The sequence below is a fragment of the Ensifer oleiphilus genome, assembly GCF_013371465.1.
Classification (GTDB): domain Bacteria; phylum Pseudomonadota; class Alphaproteobacteria; order Rhizobiales; family Rhizobiaceae; genus Ensifer; species Ensifer oleiphilus.
Window position 1 is genome coordinate 236,145 of sequence record NZ_JABWDU010000008.1, and the last position, 14,531, is coordinate 250,675.

At 62.3% G+C, this 14,531-nt stretch carries 11 protein-coding genes and 3 pseudogenes; 11 read left to right on the plus strand and 3 right to left on the minus strand.

Annotation, left to right across the window (positions count from 1 at the left end; genetic code table 11):
* Nucleotides 1-145: 145 nt before the first annotated feature.
* Genes HT585_RS25770 through HT585_RS25785 form a run of 4 tightly spaced genes read left to right on the plus strand, consistent with a single transcriptional unit; the run spans nt 146 to nt 4,780 of the window.
* Complete coding sequence (locus HT585_RS25770; protein WP_176355645.1) at nt 146-1,765, plus strand: phytoene desaturase family protein; 1,620 nt, start codon at nt 146-148, stop codon at nt 1,763-1,765.
* Complete coding sequence (locus HT585_RS25775) at nt 1,752-3,308, plus strand: phytoene desaturase family protein (protein ID WP_176355646.1); 1,557 nt, start codon at nt 1,752-1,754, stop codon at nt 3,306-3,308. Before HT585_RS25770 ends, HT585_RS25775 begins: the two co-directional genes overlap by 14 nt.
* Complete coding sequence (locus HT585_RS25780) at nt 3,305-4,525, plus strand: aminomethyl transferase family protein (RefSeq protein ID WP_176355647.1); 1,221 nt, start codon at nt 3,305-3,307, stop codon at nt 4,523-4,525. The genes HT585_RS25775 and HT585_RS25780 overlap by 4 nt, the downstream gene beginning before the upstream one ends.
* A gap of 9 nt (nt 4,526-4,534) precedes the next feature.
* Nucleotides 4,535-4,780 (plus strand): hypothetical protein, encoded by a 246-nt coding sequence (locus HT585_RS25785; RefSeq protein WP_176355648.1) that lies wholly within the window; start codon nt 4,535-4,537, stop codon nt 4,778-4,780.
* A 317-nt stretch (nt 4,781-5,097) separates the two neighbouring features.
* Here the strand turns inward: HT585_RS25785 and HT585_RS25790 are convergent, their stop codons facing one another.
* Nucleotides 5,098-6,588 (minus strand): sensor domain-containing diguanylate cyclase, encoded by a 1,491-nt coding sequence (locus tag HT585_RS25790; protein WP_176355649.1) that lies wholly within the window; start codon nt 6,586-6,588, stop codon nt 5,098-5,100.
* Between the two features lie 416 nt (nt 6,589-7,004).
* On the opposite strand from HT585_RS25790, the gene HT585_RS25795 reads away from it, so the two are divergent.
* The gene (locus HT585_RS25795) at nt 7,005-7,811 is read left to right on the plus strand and encodes an alpha/beta fold hydrolase (RefSeq protein WP_176355702.1); all 807 of its coding nucleotides are present in this window, start codon (nt 7,005-7,007) and stop codon (nt 7,809-7,811) included.
* Between the two features lie 141 nt (nt 7,812-7,952).
* On the plus strand, nt 7,953-8,960 hold the full coding sequence (locus HT585_RS25800; RefSeq protein ID WP_176355650.1) for an alpha/beta hydrolase: 1,008 nt from the start codon (nt 7,953-7,955) through the stop codon (nt 8,958-8,960).
* A 101-nt stretch (nt 8,961-9,061) separates the two neighbouring features.
* Here the strand turns inward: HT585_RS25800 and HT585_RS25805 are convergent, their stop codons facing one another.
* Both HT585_RS25805 and HT585_RS25810 read right to left on the minus strand, forming a co-directional pair.
* The gene (locus HT585_RS25805) at nt 9,062-9,622 is read right to left on the minus strand and encodes a type 1 glutamine amidotransferase domain-containing protein (RefSeq protein WP_176355651.1); all 561 of its coding nucleotides are present in this window, start codon (nt 9,620-9,622) and stop codon (nt 9,062-9,064) included.
* 148 nt (nt 9,623-9,770) lie between these two features.
* Complete coding sequence (locus HT585_RS25810) at nt 9,771-10,208, minus strand: hypothetical protein (protein ID WP_176355652.1); 438 nt, start codon at nt 10,206-10,208, stop codon at nt 9,771-9,773.
* 234 nt (nt 10,209-10,442) lie between these two features.
* On the opposite strand from HT585_RS25810, the pseudogene HT585_RS25815 reads away from it, so the two are divergent.
* The 5 genes and pseudogenes from HT585_RS25815 to hpaH form a co-directional block, all read left to right on the plus strand.
* Nucleotides 10,443-10,912: pseudogene (locus HT585_RS25815) on the plus strand (SDR family NAD(P)-dependent oxidoreductase); the annotation flags it as partial.
* 14 nt (nt 10,913-10,926) lie between these two features.
* On the plus strand, nt 10,927-11,532 hold the full coding sequence (locus tag HT585_RS25820; protein WP_176355653.1) for a MoaF N-terminal domain-containing protein: 606 nt from the start codon (nt 10,927-10,929) through the stop codon (nt 11,530-11,532).
* Between the two features lie 69 nt (nt 11,533-11,601).
* On the plus strand, nt 11,602-13,014 hold the full coding sequence (locus HT585_RS25825; RefSeq protein WP_176355654.1) for a pyridoxal phosphate-dependent decarboxylase family protein: 1,413 nt from the start codon (nt 11,602-11,604) through the stop codon (nt 13,012-13,014).
* A 64-nt stretch (nt 13,015-13,078) separates the two neighbouring features.
* A pseudogene (locus HT585_RS25830) lies at nt 13,079-13,717 on the plus strand (fumarylacetoacetate hydrolase family protein); the annotation flags it as partial.
* A gap of 6 nt (nt 13,718-13,723) precedes the next feature.
* A pseudogene (gene hpaH, locus HT585_RS25835) lies at nt 13,724-14,526 on the plus strand (2-oxo-hept-4-ene-1,7-dioate hydratase).
* Nucleotides 14,527-14,531 lie beyond the last annotated feature (5 nt).

Genomic DNA, 14,531 nt, shown 5'->3' on the forward strand with positions numbered 1-14,531 from the left:
GGACCTCCGATCCAGCCTTGAACCTCGACAGAAATCCTATCGCGTTATCAGAGGATTGCAAGATATTTGCTGAACACTCATTCAAAATATCTGGACAACATTCTGCTTTCCATGTCATTTTTTGATCAACAACAAGGGGAGCCACATGAAAAAATACGACGTGGTGATGATCGGAGGCGGCCATAACGGGCTGGTAACGGCCTGTTATCTCCAACGGGCAGGACTGGATGTCATCGTCCTTGAAAAGAACGCCTGGGTCGGCGGTGCCGCCACCAGCCGGGAGCTGACACCCGGCTTCCTCTACTCCAACTGTTCCTACGTCTGCTCGCTGTTCCGGCCCGAGATCATGCGCGACCTCGAGCTGCCGAAACACGGGCTTCAGGTCATCTCCTACGAGGGTGGCGCGGTCTTCACGCGGGATGGCGACTACCTCGCCTCCTACCGCGATCATGACTCCCACCGCCGCGAGTTCGCCCGCTTTTCCAAGCGCGACGCCGAAGCCTATGATCGCTACGCCCGCGACGTGACGCGGCAATGCCGGTTCATCCAGCCGCTACTGATGCGAACGGCGCCCGATCCGTTCAGCTTCAAGCCGCGCGACCTTCAGGAGATGCTCTATCTCGCCCGGAAGTTCGGCGACTTCTCACCATCAGAGATGGCCGCGACGTTGCGCTTCTGGACGATGTCGATTTCGGACTTCCTCGACGAGTATTTCGAGACCGACGTGGTCAAGGCCTATCTGGCGCTTTCGGGCATCATCGGCACGGCGCTCGGGCCGATGTCACCGGGGACGGCCTATGTGCTGTTGCATCACTATATGGGCGAGGTCGACGGGTCGGTCGGCGCCTGGGGCTACGCCCGCGGCGGCATGGGGGCCGTCACCTCGGCGCTTGCCTCCTCCTTCAAGGCATCGGGCGGCACGATCCGCACCGGCGCCGATGTCGCCAAGATCATGACCCATCGCGGCAAGGCGACCGGGGCGGTGCTTGCCGATGGCGAAGAAGTTCTCGGCAAGCTCGTCGTCTCCAATGCCGACGTGAAGCGGACCTTCCTGAAGCTCGTCGACGAGAGCGCGCTGCCGGAGCGCTTCGTCCATCGCGTCCGCCACTTCAAGATGCGCGGCTCCTCCGGCAAGCTCAACATCGCCCTCGACAGCCTGCCGGAGTTCCCGGCGTTGCCATCGGGATCCTCCTGCATTCGCGGCGACCTGCACTTCACCGACACGATCGAGCGCATGGAAAAGGGCTACGACGACTGGAAGGCCGGACGCTGGTCAGCCGATCCCTTCGTCGACATGATGATCCCGACGACGCTCGACCCGACAATGGCGCCGCCGGGCAAGCATTTCGTCTCGTGCTTCGTGCAATACTGTCCGCCGAAGGTGGAAGGCAACGAATGGACCGATGCCGATCGCGACGCCTTCGCCGAGACCGTGATTAGGCAGATCTCCGACTATTCCCCCGGCTTCCGCGAACGCATTCTGCACATGGAGGTGCGCACGCCGCGCGAGATCGAGCAGGAAGTCGGCCTCACCGAAGGCAACATCTTCCAGGGCGAACTGACCTTCGACCAGTTGCTGTTCAACCGCCCGGTGCCTGGCTACGCGCAATACCGCAGCCCGGTTCGCGGCCTCTACATCTGCGGCTCCTCGACCCATCCTGGCGGAGGCGTCATGGGCGCACCCGGTCGCAACGCCGCCGCCGAGATCCTCCGCGATCTGCGGCACGCTCCCTCGCACATGAGTTCAGCCCATGACGTCATTTGATGCCATTGTCATCGGCGGCGGCCACAACGGCCTGACCGCCGCCACCCTTCTCGCCCGATCGGGGCGCAAGGTCGTGGTGATCGAAGCCGACGACGCGCTCGGTGGGGCTGCCCGCAGCTTCGAATTCCACGCGGGATTTGTCAGCCCGGGCCTCGCCCACGTCATCAATCGCCTTGATCCCGACGTATTGTCTGCGCTTGCGATTGAACATGCGACGGCGCGCACCGCGGCCCCGACAGTCGCGCTTTCCCTGAGCGGTGCGCACGCGGTACTGCGCGGCGCTTACGGTGAAACGATCGACGGCGTCTCTCGCGACGAGGCGGCGCGTTTTAGGGAGTTGCGCAGCAAGCTCCTCTTCCAGGCCGGCATCTTCAAGCGTTTCCTCAAGCGGCGCCCGCCCGAGGTCGGTGAGATCGCGTTTACCGATCTCAAGTCGTTTGCAACCGCCGGCCTTCATCTCCTGAGCAAGGGGCGCGAGGAAGGTCGTGATTTCCTGCGCATGCTCCTGATGAACGTGGCCGATGTCGCCGACGAATATCTGACCGACGACCGCCTGAAGGGTGTTGCCGCCTTCGACGCAACGCTCGGCATTCACCTCGGGCCGCGGTCGCCGACCTCGCTACTCGGCCTCTATTACCGCCTGACCGGCGAAGTTGCTGGCGCCACCGGCGCGCAGGTGGTGGCGAAGGGCAACGGCCACTCGATCGCCGCCCTGTTCGATGCCGCGGCGACGAAAGCCGGTGTCTCAATCCGCACCGGCACGCGCGTCGAGAAAATCATCGCTGATCGCGGTCGCGCTTCGGCTGTGGTGCTGTCGACGGGCGAAACGCTGGAAGCCGCGGCCATCATCTCCGCCATCCATCCGCAGGCGACGTTCATGGCCCTGACCGATGCTGCCGAAATCGGCACCGGCTTTCGTCGCGCGGTTGGCAACATCCGCACCAAAGGCAATGTCGCCAAGCTCGATCTCGCGCTCGACGGCATCCCCGATTTCCCGGGCGTGGCCCGTGACGATCTTGCCGGCAGGCTGGTTATCGCCCGATCGATCGACCACGTCGAGCAGGCCTTCAACCCCGCCAAATATGGACAGTTCTCGACCGACCCGGTGATGGAGATAACGCTTCCGAGCCTGACGGACCCGACACTTGCACCCGACGGCGCGTGCACGCTTTCCGCCCTCGTCGAGTTTGCGCCCTATGCGCTTGCGGATGGCTGGGAGAAGGGCAAACCCGCCTTCCTGAAGATCGTGCTCGAAACGCTCGAACGCTATTGCCCGGGGATTGGCGCCAGCATCGTTGCTACGCATTTCCTGACGCCTGCCGATATGGAAGAGCGCTACAACCTGCCTGGCGGTCACTGGCACCACGGCGAACTCCAGGCCGACCAGCTCTTGATCAACCGCCCGGTCAGCGCAGCCTCCGGTTATACGACGCCGCTCGAAGGCCTTTATCTCGCCAGCGCCGGTTCACACCCGGGTGGCGGCATCTCTGGCCTGCCCGGCCTGCTGGCAGCCCGCCAGATCCTTTCGGAGAAACGCGCATGAAGCACCTCACCGCCTTCAACCGCGCTGAACAAGGGCACATCCTGACGCCGCGCCTCGAAACGCCTTTCCATGACAGGCTGGCAGCACTCAGCGAAACCAACGACTGGTATAGCTGGGCGGGCTACAAGGCGCCGCATTCCATCTTCGACACCGAACTTGAATATTTCGCCATCCGCTCGACATCAGCCCTCTTCGACATCTCCCCGATGGTAAAGTATCGCATTCGCGGCACGGACGCCGCGCGCTATCTGAATCGCTTGACTGTGCGTGATGTCGTCAAGCTCGGCGTCAACAGGGTTCACTACACCGCCTGGTGCGATGACCACGGCCATGTGCTTGACGACGGCACGCTCTTTCGGTTGGGTGAAGAAGACTTTCGCCTCTGTTGCCAGGAACGACATCTGCCCTGGCTGCTCGACAGCGCCGGCGGGTTCTCCGTCGAAATCGACGAGGAAACTGCCGAGATTGCCGCCGTCGCGTTGCAGGGACCGACCGCCTTTGCCGTGCTCGAAGCCGCCGGCTTTGCCGGTATCGAGCCCCTGAAGCCGTTTCAGCTGGCGGAGTTCCCGCATGCCGACGGCAGTGTGATGATTTCGCGCACCGGTTTTACCGGAGACCTCGGTTACGAGCTTTTTGCCCCCGCAAATGCGGCGCTTGGCCTCTGGGATCGGCTCTGGACGGCCGGCAGCGGCTTCGGGTTGAAGGCGATCGGCTACGACGCGCTCAACCGCGCCCGCATCGAGGCGGGCTTCATCGTCGCCAATGCCGATTTCATCACGGCCGAGACTGCCCTTCGGGCGGACCGCGAACGGTTGCCCGACGAGATCGGCCTCGACTGGCTCGTCGATCCTGAGAAGCCGTATTTCAACGGGCGCGACGCGATCCTGCGGGCACGGGCCAAGGGCACGCTCAAGCATGTGCTCGTTGGCCTTGAAATCGAGGGAAACATTCCAGCCGAAGGCGCGATCGTCTATCACCGCGGCAAGAAGGAAGTGGGACTGGTGACCGCCGCGATCTGGTCTCCGCTCGCCAAGCGCAACATCGCGATCGCCACGCTTTCCCGGCCCTTTGGGGCGAGCGTCACCGACAATCTCTGGGTGGAAATCTATGCCATGCGAGAGCTGCGATACCAGAAGCTGATGAAGCGCGCCCGCGTGGTGCCGCGGCCGTTCGTCAAGCTCGACCGCCGCGCGGCCACTCCACCGGGGCGTTTCTAGGGTGTCGCGATGGACGACGAAACGAAACGACACTGGGCGCTGATCCGGACCCCGCCGGGGATAGAATGGTCCGGCCGCACGCGCTACGCGGCTGCGATGTTCTTCTACCAGCGCGGCGAGATGAATGCGGAAACGCTGGAGATCTACCGTATCTGTTCGCGGCTGGACGCGGAGGATCCGCTCTCCGTGCTCAGAAGCCACCATCTCGGATCCGAGTGGATCTCCAGGATGGAGGCGATACCGGACCGGCCCTAACGCGGCGGTTCGCTCAGTCCATCAAGTATCGCGCAATCGCCTCATAGGCGGGTAGCGAAATCGGATCATTGACCGTGTTGCGTCGAAAGGGGGCCCGCAAGCGTGCTCGCCAGGATCATCGCGCCGAGGATCGTAGATCCTCCAACGCGAGATCCGGGTACCGCATCGGCTTCAGAAATTGAACGACATTGCCAAACGCTCCTGTCCAATTGCGACGGCTCCCTTCACCGCCCCGATCAGGCAATGGGGTCTGCGCGATGGAGCGTCTTTTCGTGCAGAACCGCGCCCGGATCCGCCAACGGATCTGGGTCCTGATCCTAGGCCGCCGATGCGGCGCTGCCACGACCTTCGACGACCTTGCCGCCCTGGGCGTCACGGCTCTCCTGTGCGGCGTAACGCGCCCGCTTCTGTTCGTACATGCTGAGGTCCGCGCGCTTGACCAGCGCCTCCATCGTTTCGCCGGCTTCACTGGTCGAAACGCCCAGCGATATGCTGAGCGGCGCATTGGAGTAGAACTGATTGTTTATCTTCAACAGTTCGTTGATCGTCTCAACCATCGTGGCCGCCGCTTGCCGGTCGGCGCCGGGCATCAGGATGGCAAACTCGTCGCCGCCGATGCGGGCGGCGTGGTTGGGCTGCGACACCGCCCCGTTCAGCACTTCGCCGAGCCGGCGCAGTAGCGCATCGCCGGCATCATGGCCGAGCTGGTCGTTGGCGGCTTTGAGGCCATCCAGGTCGAGAACAATGGCCGAAACCGGTCGAAGCGACTTGCGCTCCAGCCTGTTCAACTCGTCCATGTAAAAGGCACGGTTGTGCAGCTTGGTCAGCACGTCGTGCTTGCCGAGATATTCGAGATAGGCCTCGGCTTTCTTGCGCGCGGTGATATCGGTCAGCGCCACCTGCACCAACGACCAGTCGCCTTCGTGGCCGGGAAGCACTGAGAACTGCAGCAGCACGTGGCGCTCCGACCCATCGAGCGCATAGTTCACCACCTCACGGTGGTGCAGAAGGTTGCCGTTCCAAAGCTCGATCAGCTGCTCGCGGAAGTGCTTCTCCATTTCGTTGCGAAAGATATCGCCGAGATGCTGGAGCAGCGTGTTCCGGTCCGGCGCACAGAACAGGTCGAGCGTCGCCTGGTTGATGTCGATAACCCGGATTTCGCTCATGCATTGGCGCACGAACTCCGGATGCACGTCGGTGAAGACGCGAAAATCGACGATCCCGCGTTCACGGACGTCCTCGAGCAGCAGCTTGATGCGGCTGAAGTCCTCCACCCACAGCGACACGGGCGAATGTTCGAAGATGCCTTCGGCATACTGCCGGTTGGCGCGCTCGTTGCGCCGCGCCTCTTCCCGCGCCGTGACGTCTTCCGTCGTCAGCAGCAGCCGCCCCAGCGTGTTCTCGTATCCTGGCAGCACAGAGCCGCGCAGCTGGATATCGAGCCGGCGGCCCGATAGCGTGTAGTTGACAGCGCTGCTGCTGAACTCGGTCTTGCCGTCCCACAATTCGGCAAGCTCATTGACATGGCTTTCGAGCATTTCGTCGCGAAAGACTTTCGACAGGTTCGCCGACAGATGATCGAGATCGCGCGCTTCGAACAGCTCCAGTGTCCGGCGGTTGACCTGCAGGACACGAATTTGGCTGGAGCACGCGGCGACACGCGTCAGATCCTCCCTAAGATAGGCGCGGATATCCGTGACACCCCCGGCCCGCCAGCGATCGAACTGCGCCTTGACCCCACTGAAATCCTCGATCCACATCGCGATCGGCGCCAGATCAAAAATGTTGGTGTCGGAAGAACCTGTCATACCTGTTCCATCTCGGTTGGCGGGGAGAGGGGTGCGTGCAAGGCGCGTCGCCTTTAGAGGCAACCTAGCGCTTTTTAAGTAAAGATACGTAAATCCTCAACAGCGGATCACCGTTGAGCGGAACGATCCGTGCAACATCTGAAGCGGACGATGATCCGACATCTGCGTGCTGCGCGACGAAACCTGGGCCGGGCCGCTGACATCGCTGCGTCTCCCACGATCAGGACTGCCGGTGCGCGTTCGCCTCAAGGACATACACAGCCACAGGCGCAACCCGCGCGCCGATGGCGCCGAGGTTTTGCCTGCCGTCGCCATCGACCCATTTGGCCGGCATCGGAATGGCGAAACACGCCCCTTGCGGCAATCGCGGCGGCCGCTATCTCATTGCGCTCATCGGGTTCGGAAAAGGAAGTGCTATGCTGTTTCGCGACGATGATCTGACCCACCTCGAAAGCCACGGCATCCCGCCGCTTCCGGAACCTGCCGAACAGGGCTTCGTCGAAACCCAGGGCGTCCGCATCTGGTATGCAAGCCATGGCTCGGGGCCGGCAGTGATCCTCTTGCATGGCGGCATGGGAAACAGCGGCAACTGGGGCTATCAGGTGCCGGCGATCATCGATGCCGGCTATCGCGCCGTGGTTATCGACAGCCGAGGCCATGGCCGCAGCACACGGGATGCACGTGACTACAGCTATCAACTGATGGCAGCAGACACCCGCGCCGTCATGGATCGGCTGCAGATCCACAAGGCTGCGATCATCGGTTGGAGCGACGGTGCCGATACTGGCCTCATCCTTGCGCAGGAAACGCCTGAGCGTGTCGCGGGCCTCTTCTTCTTCGCCTGCAACGTCGACAGTTCTGGCACCAGGCCATTCGAGTTCACGCCCGTGATCGGCCGCATCTGGCAGCAGCATCAGAACGACTATGCAACGCTCTCGGCGACACCAGAAGACTTCGATGCGCTCTCGCAAGCCATCGAAATCATGCAGGAAGAGCAGCCTAACCTGTCAGCTGCCGAGCTTGCGGCAATCTCCGTGCCCGTGACCGTCGTCCTCGGTGAACACGATGAATTCATCAGGCCGGAGCACATGGCCTATCTCGCCGCCACCCTGCCCGACGCGACTCATCAGGTGCTTCCCGGTCTCAGCCACTTCGCGCCGCTGCAAGCTCCCCATCTATTCAACGACGCCGTTCTCACCTTCTTGAGACGGGTCTTGGCCTAGCGCCGGCTGCCAGATTGCTCCGATCGGCGAGGGAAAATTGCCCTCCCATGTCGGTTTCCGGAAAGCGAACAGCAGATCGGCGAAAACGGTGGTTTGTGTCTATCGCGAGCGATACAACCGGGGAGCGATCAGGAGGAAAGCATGCAGAAGTTTGATTACCCAAGGGGCACGGTTTCCCGTCTCAGCATCGACAGCGATGTTCTGAAAAGCAATCGGCTCGGGGACCCGACCCGCCGCGACGTCGATGTCTATGTCCCCGCAAACCACGAGGGTGCCGGCCTGCCGCTGCTCGTCGACCTCGTCGGCTTTACCGCTGGCGGACCGCTGCATACCGCGTGGAAACCCTTCTTCGAGAACGTGCCGGAACGCCTGGACAGGCTGATCGCGACCGGGCAGATGCCGCCGGTGGCCGTCGCCTTTCCCGATTGCTTCACGTCGCTCGGCGGCAACCAATATGTCAACAGTTCGGTCGTCGGCCGCTGGGAGGATTTCCTCATCGACGAGATGCTTCCGGCAGTCGAGGCCCGCTTCGGCTGCGGTGGCACCGGGCGGCGCGGCGTTTTCGGCAAAAGTTCAGGCGGTTACGGCGCCTTCTCCCATGCCTTCCGGCGGCCGGATATCTGGGCTGCGGCCGCAAGCCATTCGGGTGACGCCGGCTTCGACCTGATGGCAGCCGATTTCCCGATGATCCTACGCGTCCTTGCGCGGCATGATCTCTCGATCGAAAGCTGGTTTCGATCCTATGAAGCGCGGGAGAAACATAAAGATGAGGACATACCGGTCCTACTCGTTCTCGCCCAGGCCGCAAGCTACGACCCAGATCCCAGCCTCGACGTGTTCAAGGGTCTGCGGCTTCCGGTCGACCTGGAAACCTGCGAGTTCATCGAGGACCGCTGGAAGAACTGGATGGCCTGCGATCCCGTCGAGCTGGCGAAGGCCCATGGACACAACATCGGCAAGCTCAAGGCCTTCTACATGGATTGCGGCACGGTGGATCAGTACAATCTGCTCTACGGCAATCGCCGGATCCACCGGACGCTGAAGGAACTCGGTATCACCCATACCTATGAGGAGTTCGAGGACAACCACAATTCGGTCGATTACCGCATGGATGTCAGCCTGCCCTTCCTCGCCAAGGCGCTGCAATAATCTCCATCAACCGCGCCCGGCCGGCCGAAGTTTCGACCGGCCGCAGTGTGTTAGTAGCTGCGATCAGAGATGCGTGACGCGGTTGCCACAGCCTCCCGGCCTCAAGCGGCACGCCGGTCGTGGCGTCCCTCTTCGATCTCCTCGACGATCTTGGCAACGAAGGCGTCGAGATCGTCGGGGGAGCGGGAGGTGATGATGCCGTGGTCGTTGACGACCTTGGCATCGACCCACTGCGCGCCGGCATTTTCGACATCCTTGCGGATCGAGGCATAGGATGTTGCCTTGCGCCCCTTCAAAGCGTCGGCCTCTACCAGCAGCCAGGGCGCGTGGCAGATAGCCGCCACCACCTTGCCCGATTGCACGAAATCGCTGACGACCCGCATGGCGTCAGCATCTTTCCGCAAGAGATCAGGATTGATCTGGCCACCGGGCAGCACAAGCGCATCGAAGTCGCGAACGAACACGTCCTTCGCCGTGAGGTCGACTTCGACTGTATCGCCCCAATCTCCCTTGTCCCAACTCTTGATCGCGCGTTTTTCGGGCGACGCGATGGTCACTTTGGCACCGCGCTTCGACAGTTCGTCGCGCGGCACACGCAACTCCGAACGCTCATAGCCGTCGGTTGCAAGAATGAGAATTCTGGCGGTGTCGATCGATGGCATAACCAAGTCCTTTCCCGGTTTGTGAACCAACTGGAAGAACCGGCTGCAGGCGGAATGGTTCCCTCGTAACGCTTGCGCCGCCGTAAAGCGCATCATGCGCCGGTAACCAGCAACGCCGTCTTGAAGGTCCAACCTTCGATAAACGCCTTCATGGCGTTAGCAACCAGAACACCGATCCGGCAAGAAGGATGAATAGGGCAACAAGCTTGCCGAAGCGCTGCATGCCGTGAGATGTGTCGTCTCCCAGAATGGAGTTCCAAAACGCTCCGCCGGTGGCATCGACGTCGGCGGTTGCCGCCAACGCGGTCGGCGGGTTCGCGGATGTCGCCGCACTGTAATCATGAGGGCGCGGCTGCCGGTTCGCCTTGGCGGTTTCGTCGTCATAGATGCTGGCGCTGACAACCCTGCCATCGCCCGCATCGGCTACCTGAGCTTCGCGCGACACGCGATCTTCCGGCTCCGGTCGCCCCATGAGCACATCCAGCCACGCGCGGCGCGCCTGCGCCGCGGCCGCATGTCGGGGCCATTGCGCGGATGCTGAAAGGATCGCCGAAGAGCGGCTGGTTTTGGGATGACGGAGTGACATCGCGGGCCTCCTTTAACTCGGAATGCCGCTGAAGCGCGTTTGTTCCATCACCTTCATCGAACGCGCAAATAAAAAGGGCGCTCAACCCTTGACGAGGAGCGCCCTTTTTGACCCGGACAGCTTCGAACGCGCGGCTGTAGCCGCTGCAGGAAGCCATCGATACGGGTAGTGATGCCTAAATAGTTGAGCCCGTCCGGATTTCAAGGCCTCTTTCCACGTCTCCTGTTGATTGTTCTGAGAACCGGCACGGCCTTCGTCTGCGCGCGCGAATCCCTTCCGCATCTGATCGAGAGCAAAGGCAATATCGTCGTTCTCGCGTCGATTGCCGGATTGTTCGCAGGACCGGATGCCGCCGGCTACGTCACGATGAAACACGGCTGCATCGGCCTGGCGAAGTCGCTGGCGCGCGACTACGGGCGCCGCGGCGTCCGCACCAACACGGTCTGCCCCGGCTGGGTCACGACCGCGATGGCCGACGAGCAGATGGAATTCATCGTCGATAAGTTCAAGCTGAAGAGCATCGAGGAAGCCTACGCGCTTATCACCAAGGACGTGCCGCTCGGCCGACCGGCAATGGCCGATGACGTCGCCAATGCCGTCTGCTTCCTGGCGTCCGCCGAAGCCTCGATGATCAATGGCGCTGTCCTGACGGTGATGGCGGTGCCGGCACCGTCGATCTGCCTACACTTGCATTTGCCGAATAGGAGGAGGAAACGACGTGAATCCGAATCCGAAAGACTGGAAAACCTACGATCAGTTTGCCTATGGCATCGACACAAACCGGCTGCCGGCGAGCGATGCCCTTGCCGGATCGACCCAGACGCTCGCCTTTGACGACGGCCGGAGGGTGGAACTGACTTTTGCCAAAGGCAGCGTCGATTGGTCTGATGGGAAGGATAGCGGCACCGACAAGGCCGAAGTTGTCGAGGTCGCCGCAAGCACCTACTTCGTCGAAATCATCTTCAAGAACCTTCCCAAGGAAGCCGAAACGACGCCGCTCAACATCATCGACCTGCTCGACCTGATGTCGACCTCCGGCTGGCTCGCCAACATCGAGCGCGGGCCCGGTCGCCACGGCATCTCTAATGCCTTCTTCCTTTATGTCCGCGTCCCGGATGGTCATCGCATCGAGATCTATTGCTCGGATTACCAGACGGTCGATCCGGATCTGGAGCCAATCAAATGGGATCTCAAGGACCCACAGCGCCAGACGCTTTGGGGGGGGGCGCCTGCTCCGCGCTCCTGGTTCGAGGAAGGCAGCCAGTTTGCCGGCGCCGAGACGGTGGAATCGGCATTGAAGGCGCAACCTATCATCCCCCCGTAATTCGGGGCATGAAAGACTCGCGGCCGGCACAAGACGACTGGCAGCTATCGGCGCAAGGGGAGGAACGGAATGGACGAGAAGACTTTCGGTGAGTGGTCGCAGAAGGCTGCGGAGTGGGGATCGGCCTATAGGGCGTCGTTGCGCGACCGTCCCGTTCGTGCTCAAACGGCACCGGGCGCAATCGCCGCCCAGATCCCGACGAAGCCACCGCAGACCGGCGAGGACATGCAGGCGATCTTCGAGGATTTCGAGAAGATCATCCTGCCCGGAATGACCCACTGGCAGCACCCGCGTTTCTTCGCCTATTTCCCCGCCAACGCTGCACCCGTCTCCGTCATCGCCGAGTATCTGGTGACGGCGATGGCCGCCCAATGCATGCTGTGGCAGACCTCCCCTGCGGCAACAGAGCTTGAAACCAGGGTTCTCGACTGGCTGCGCCAGGCAATCGGCCTGCCCGACGGCTTTTCCGGTGTCATCCAGGACTCCGCCTCCTCCGCCACGCTGTCCGCCGTGCTCGTCATGCGCGAGCGCGCCCTGAACTGGAAGGGCAACAAGCAGGGGCTCAGCGCGCACGCTCCCTTGCGCATCTACTCCTCGGATCAGGTCCATACTTCGATCGACAGGGCCATCTGGGTTTCCGGCATCGGCGAGGAAAACCTCGTGCGCATCCCGGTGACCGGACCTCTGCAGAGCATGGACATCGAAGCACTCGAAGCGGCAATTCTGCGGGACAAGGCGGCAGGGTTTCTGCCGGCCGGGGTCATCGCCTGTACCGGCGGCACCAGCACCGGCGCCTGCGACGATATCGCCGAAGTCGTGCGTGTCGCCCACAGACACGGCCTCTATGTCCATGTCGATGCGGCATGGGCAGGCTCCGCGATGATCTGCGAGGAATTCCGGTCGCTCTGGGCCGGTGTCGAAGAGGCGGATTCGGTCGTCTTCAACCCGCACAAATGGCTGGGTGCCCAGTTCGACTGCTCCGCGCACTTCATCCGCAATCCGGATGACCTCGTCCGTACGCTGGCGATCCAGCCGGAATATTTGAAGACACACGGTCGCGACGGCATCATCAACTATTCCGAATGGACGATCCCGCTCGGCCGGCGCTTCCGCGCGTTGAAACTGTGGTTCCTGCTGCGCTTCCACGGGCTGGACGGCTTGAAGGCGATGATCCGCAACCATGTCGCCTGGGCGAGCCGCTTTGCAGAGCGTCTTGGAGCGATTGACGACTTCGAAATCGTCACTGCACCGCGTTTCTCGCTGTTCTCGTTCCGCCATCGCGGTGGCGACGACAGCGACGCCCACAACATCGCCCTCGTCAACGCCATCAACGACGATGGCCGCATCTACCTTACCCAGACGCGGGTCGACGGCCGCGTCGCCATCCGCTTCCAGGCCGGCCAGTTCGACATGACCGAGGCGGATGCCGATGTCGCGTTTGATGTCATCACCGAGATCGCGGCAAGGATGGCGAACCAATAATCTCAGAGATCGAACATGCCTGCCCGTCGGCACCGCCTGACCAGGCCGGAGGATTGAAATGACCATTGCGAAATTCGCCACCTTCGCCGCCGCTGGCGGCCAGGGATACGGCCTTGTCACCCAAGACGGCATCATCGATCTATCCCGGCGCTACGGCTCGAAGTGGCCGACGCTGCGAGAAGTCATAGCCGACGGCGCCCTGACGAAACTGGCGGACGAGGCCTCCGCCCTCGCCCCCTAGTTTGTCGCTCGCCGATATTCGCTTCGAAATCCCGTCCCTGCGCCCGAAAAGATCATTTGCGTCGGCGTCAATTTTCCCGACCGCAACGAAGAGTATCGGGAAGGGCAGGCAGCTCCCTCCAATCCGTCGCTGTTCATTCGCTTCCCGCGCTCGTTCACCGGGCATGAGCAGCCGCGGATCCGTCCGCCCGAAAGCCTGCAGCTCGACTACGAGGGCGAGATCGTCATTGTCATCGGCAAGGGCGGCCGGCGTATTCCCGAGGCCTCTGCGCTCGATCACATCACCGCACTCTCGCTCTGCAACGAAGGCACGATCCGCGACTGGGTGCGGCACGCCAAATTCAACGTGACGCAGGGCAAGAACTTCGACCGCACCGGGTCGATCGGGCCCTGGATGGTGCCCTTCATCCGGGAGGAGCAGATCGCCGACATCAAGCTGGAAACCCGCGTCAACGGCGAGGTCTGATCCATGCTGAAGACGACCGAAATCGCCGATGCCGCGAAAGCGCTCGATGACGCCGAGACGAACCGCATCCAGACCGGCATTCTCTCCCTGAAGCATCCCGAAATGACCATGGACGACGCCTACGCCGTGCAAGCGGCGTGGGTGAAACAGAAGATCGCGAGGGGTCGCCGGGTCATCGGCTGGAAGATCCGGCTGACGTCGAAGGCGATGCAATATGCGCTCAACATCGACATCCCCGATTCCGGTGTGCTGTTCGACGACATGATGTTCCAGGACGGCGCGACGATACCAAAAAACCGTTTCATCCAGCCGCACATCGAGGCGGAGATCGCCATCGTGATGAAGGCACCGCTTGCGAGCCAAACGTCAGCGTCTTCGACGTGCTCAACGCCACCGACTACGTCACACCGGCGCTTGAAATCCTCGATACGCGCATCCTGCGTGTCGATCCGGAAACGAAGAAGGCACGCACCATCGTCGACACCATTTCCGACAATGCCGCCAATGCCGGCATCGTCATCGGCGGGCGGGCCATGCGGCCGCAGGATGTCGACATGCGCTGGATGGGGGCCATCGTCTCGCGCAATGCCGAGGTCGAGGAGACCGGGCTTGGTGCGGGCGTGCTCAACCACCCCGCACGCGGCATCGCCTGGCTCGCCAATCGGCTTGCCAGCTACGGCGAGCGCATCGACGCCCGGCAGATCGTGCTTGCCGGCTCCTTCATCCGCCCCGTCGAGGCCCGCCACGGCGACACCATCGTCGCCGATTTCGGGCCGCAGGGCACCGTCAGCTGCTTCTTTGAATAGGGTGC

Excerpts from the sequence above, each read along its gene's own strand:
- HT585_RS25790 (WP_176355649.1), bottom strand. The coding sequence starts at position 6,588 with ATGACAGGTTCTTCCGACACCAACATTTTTGATCTGGCGCCGATCGCG.
- HT585_RS25770 (WP_176355645.1), top strand. The coding sequence starts at position 146 with ATGAAAAAATACGACGTGGTGATGATCGGAGGCGGCCATAACGGGCTG.
- HT585_RS25810 (WP_176355652.1), bottom strand. The coding sequence starts at position 10,208 with ATGTCACTCCGTCATCCCAAAACCAGCCGCTCTTCGGCGATCCTTTCA.
- HT585_RS25775 (WP_176355646.1), top strand. The coding sequence starts at position 1,752 with ATGACGTCATTTGATGCCATTGTCATCGGCGGCGGCCACAACGGCCTG.
- HT585_RS25795 (WP_176355702.1), top strand. The coding sequence starts at position 7,005 with ATGCTGTTTCGCGACGATGATCTGACCCACCTCGAAAGCCACGGCATC.
- HT585_RS25800 (WP_176355650.1), top strand. The coding sequence starts at position 7,953 with ATGCAGAAGTTTGATTACCCAAGGGGCACGGTTTCCCGTCTCAGCATC.
- HT585_RS25825 (WP_176355654.1), top strand. The coding sequence starts at position 11,602 with ATGGACGAGAAGACTTTCGGTGAGTGGTCGCAGAAGGCTGCGGAGTGG.
- HT585_RS25805 (WP_176355651.1), bottom strand. The coding sequence starts at position 9,622 with ATGCCATCGATCGACACCGCCAGAATTCTCATTCTTGCAACCGACGGC.
- HT585_RS25785 (WP_176355648.1), top strand. The coding sequence starts at position 4,535 with ATGGACGACGAAACGAAACGACACTGGGCGCTGATCCGGACCCCGCCG.
- HT585_RS25780 (WP_176355647.1), top strand. The coding sequence starts at position 3,305 with ATGAAGCACCTCACCGCCTTCAACCGCGCTGAACAAGGGCACATCCTG.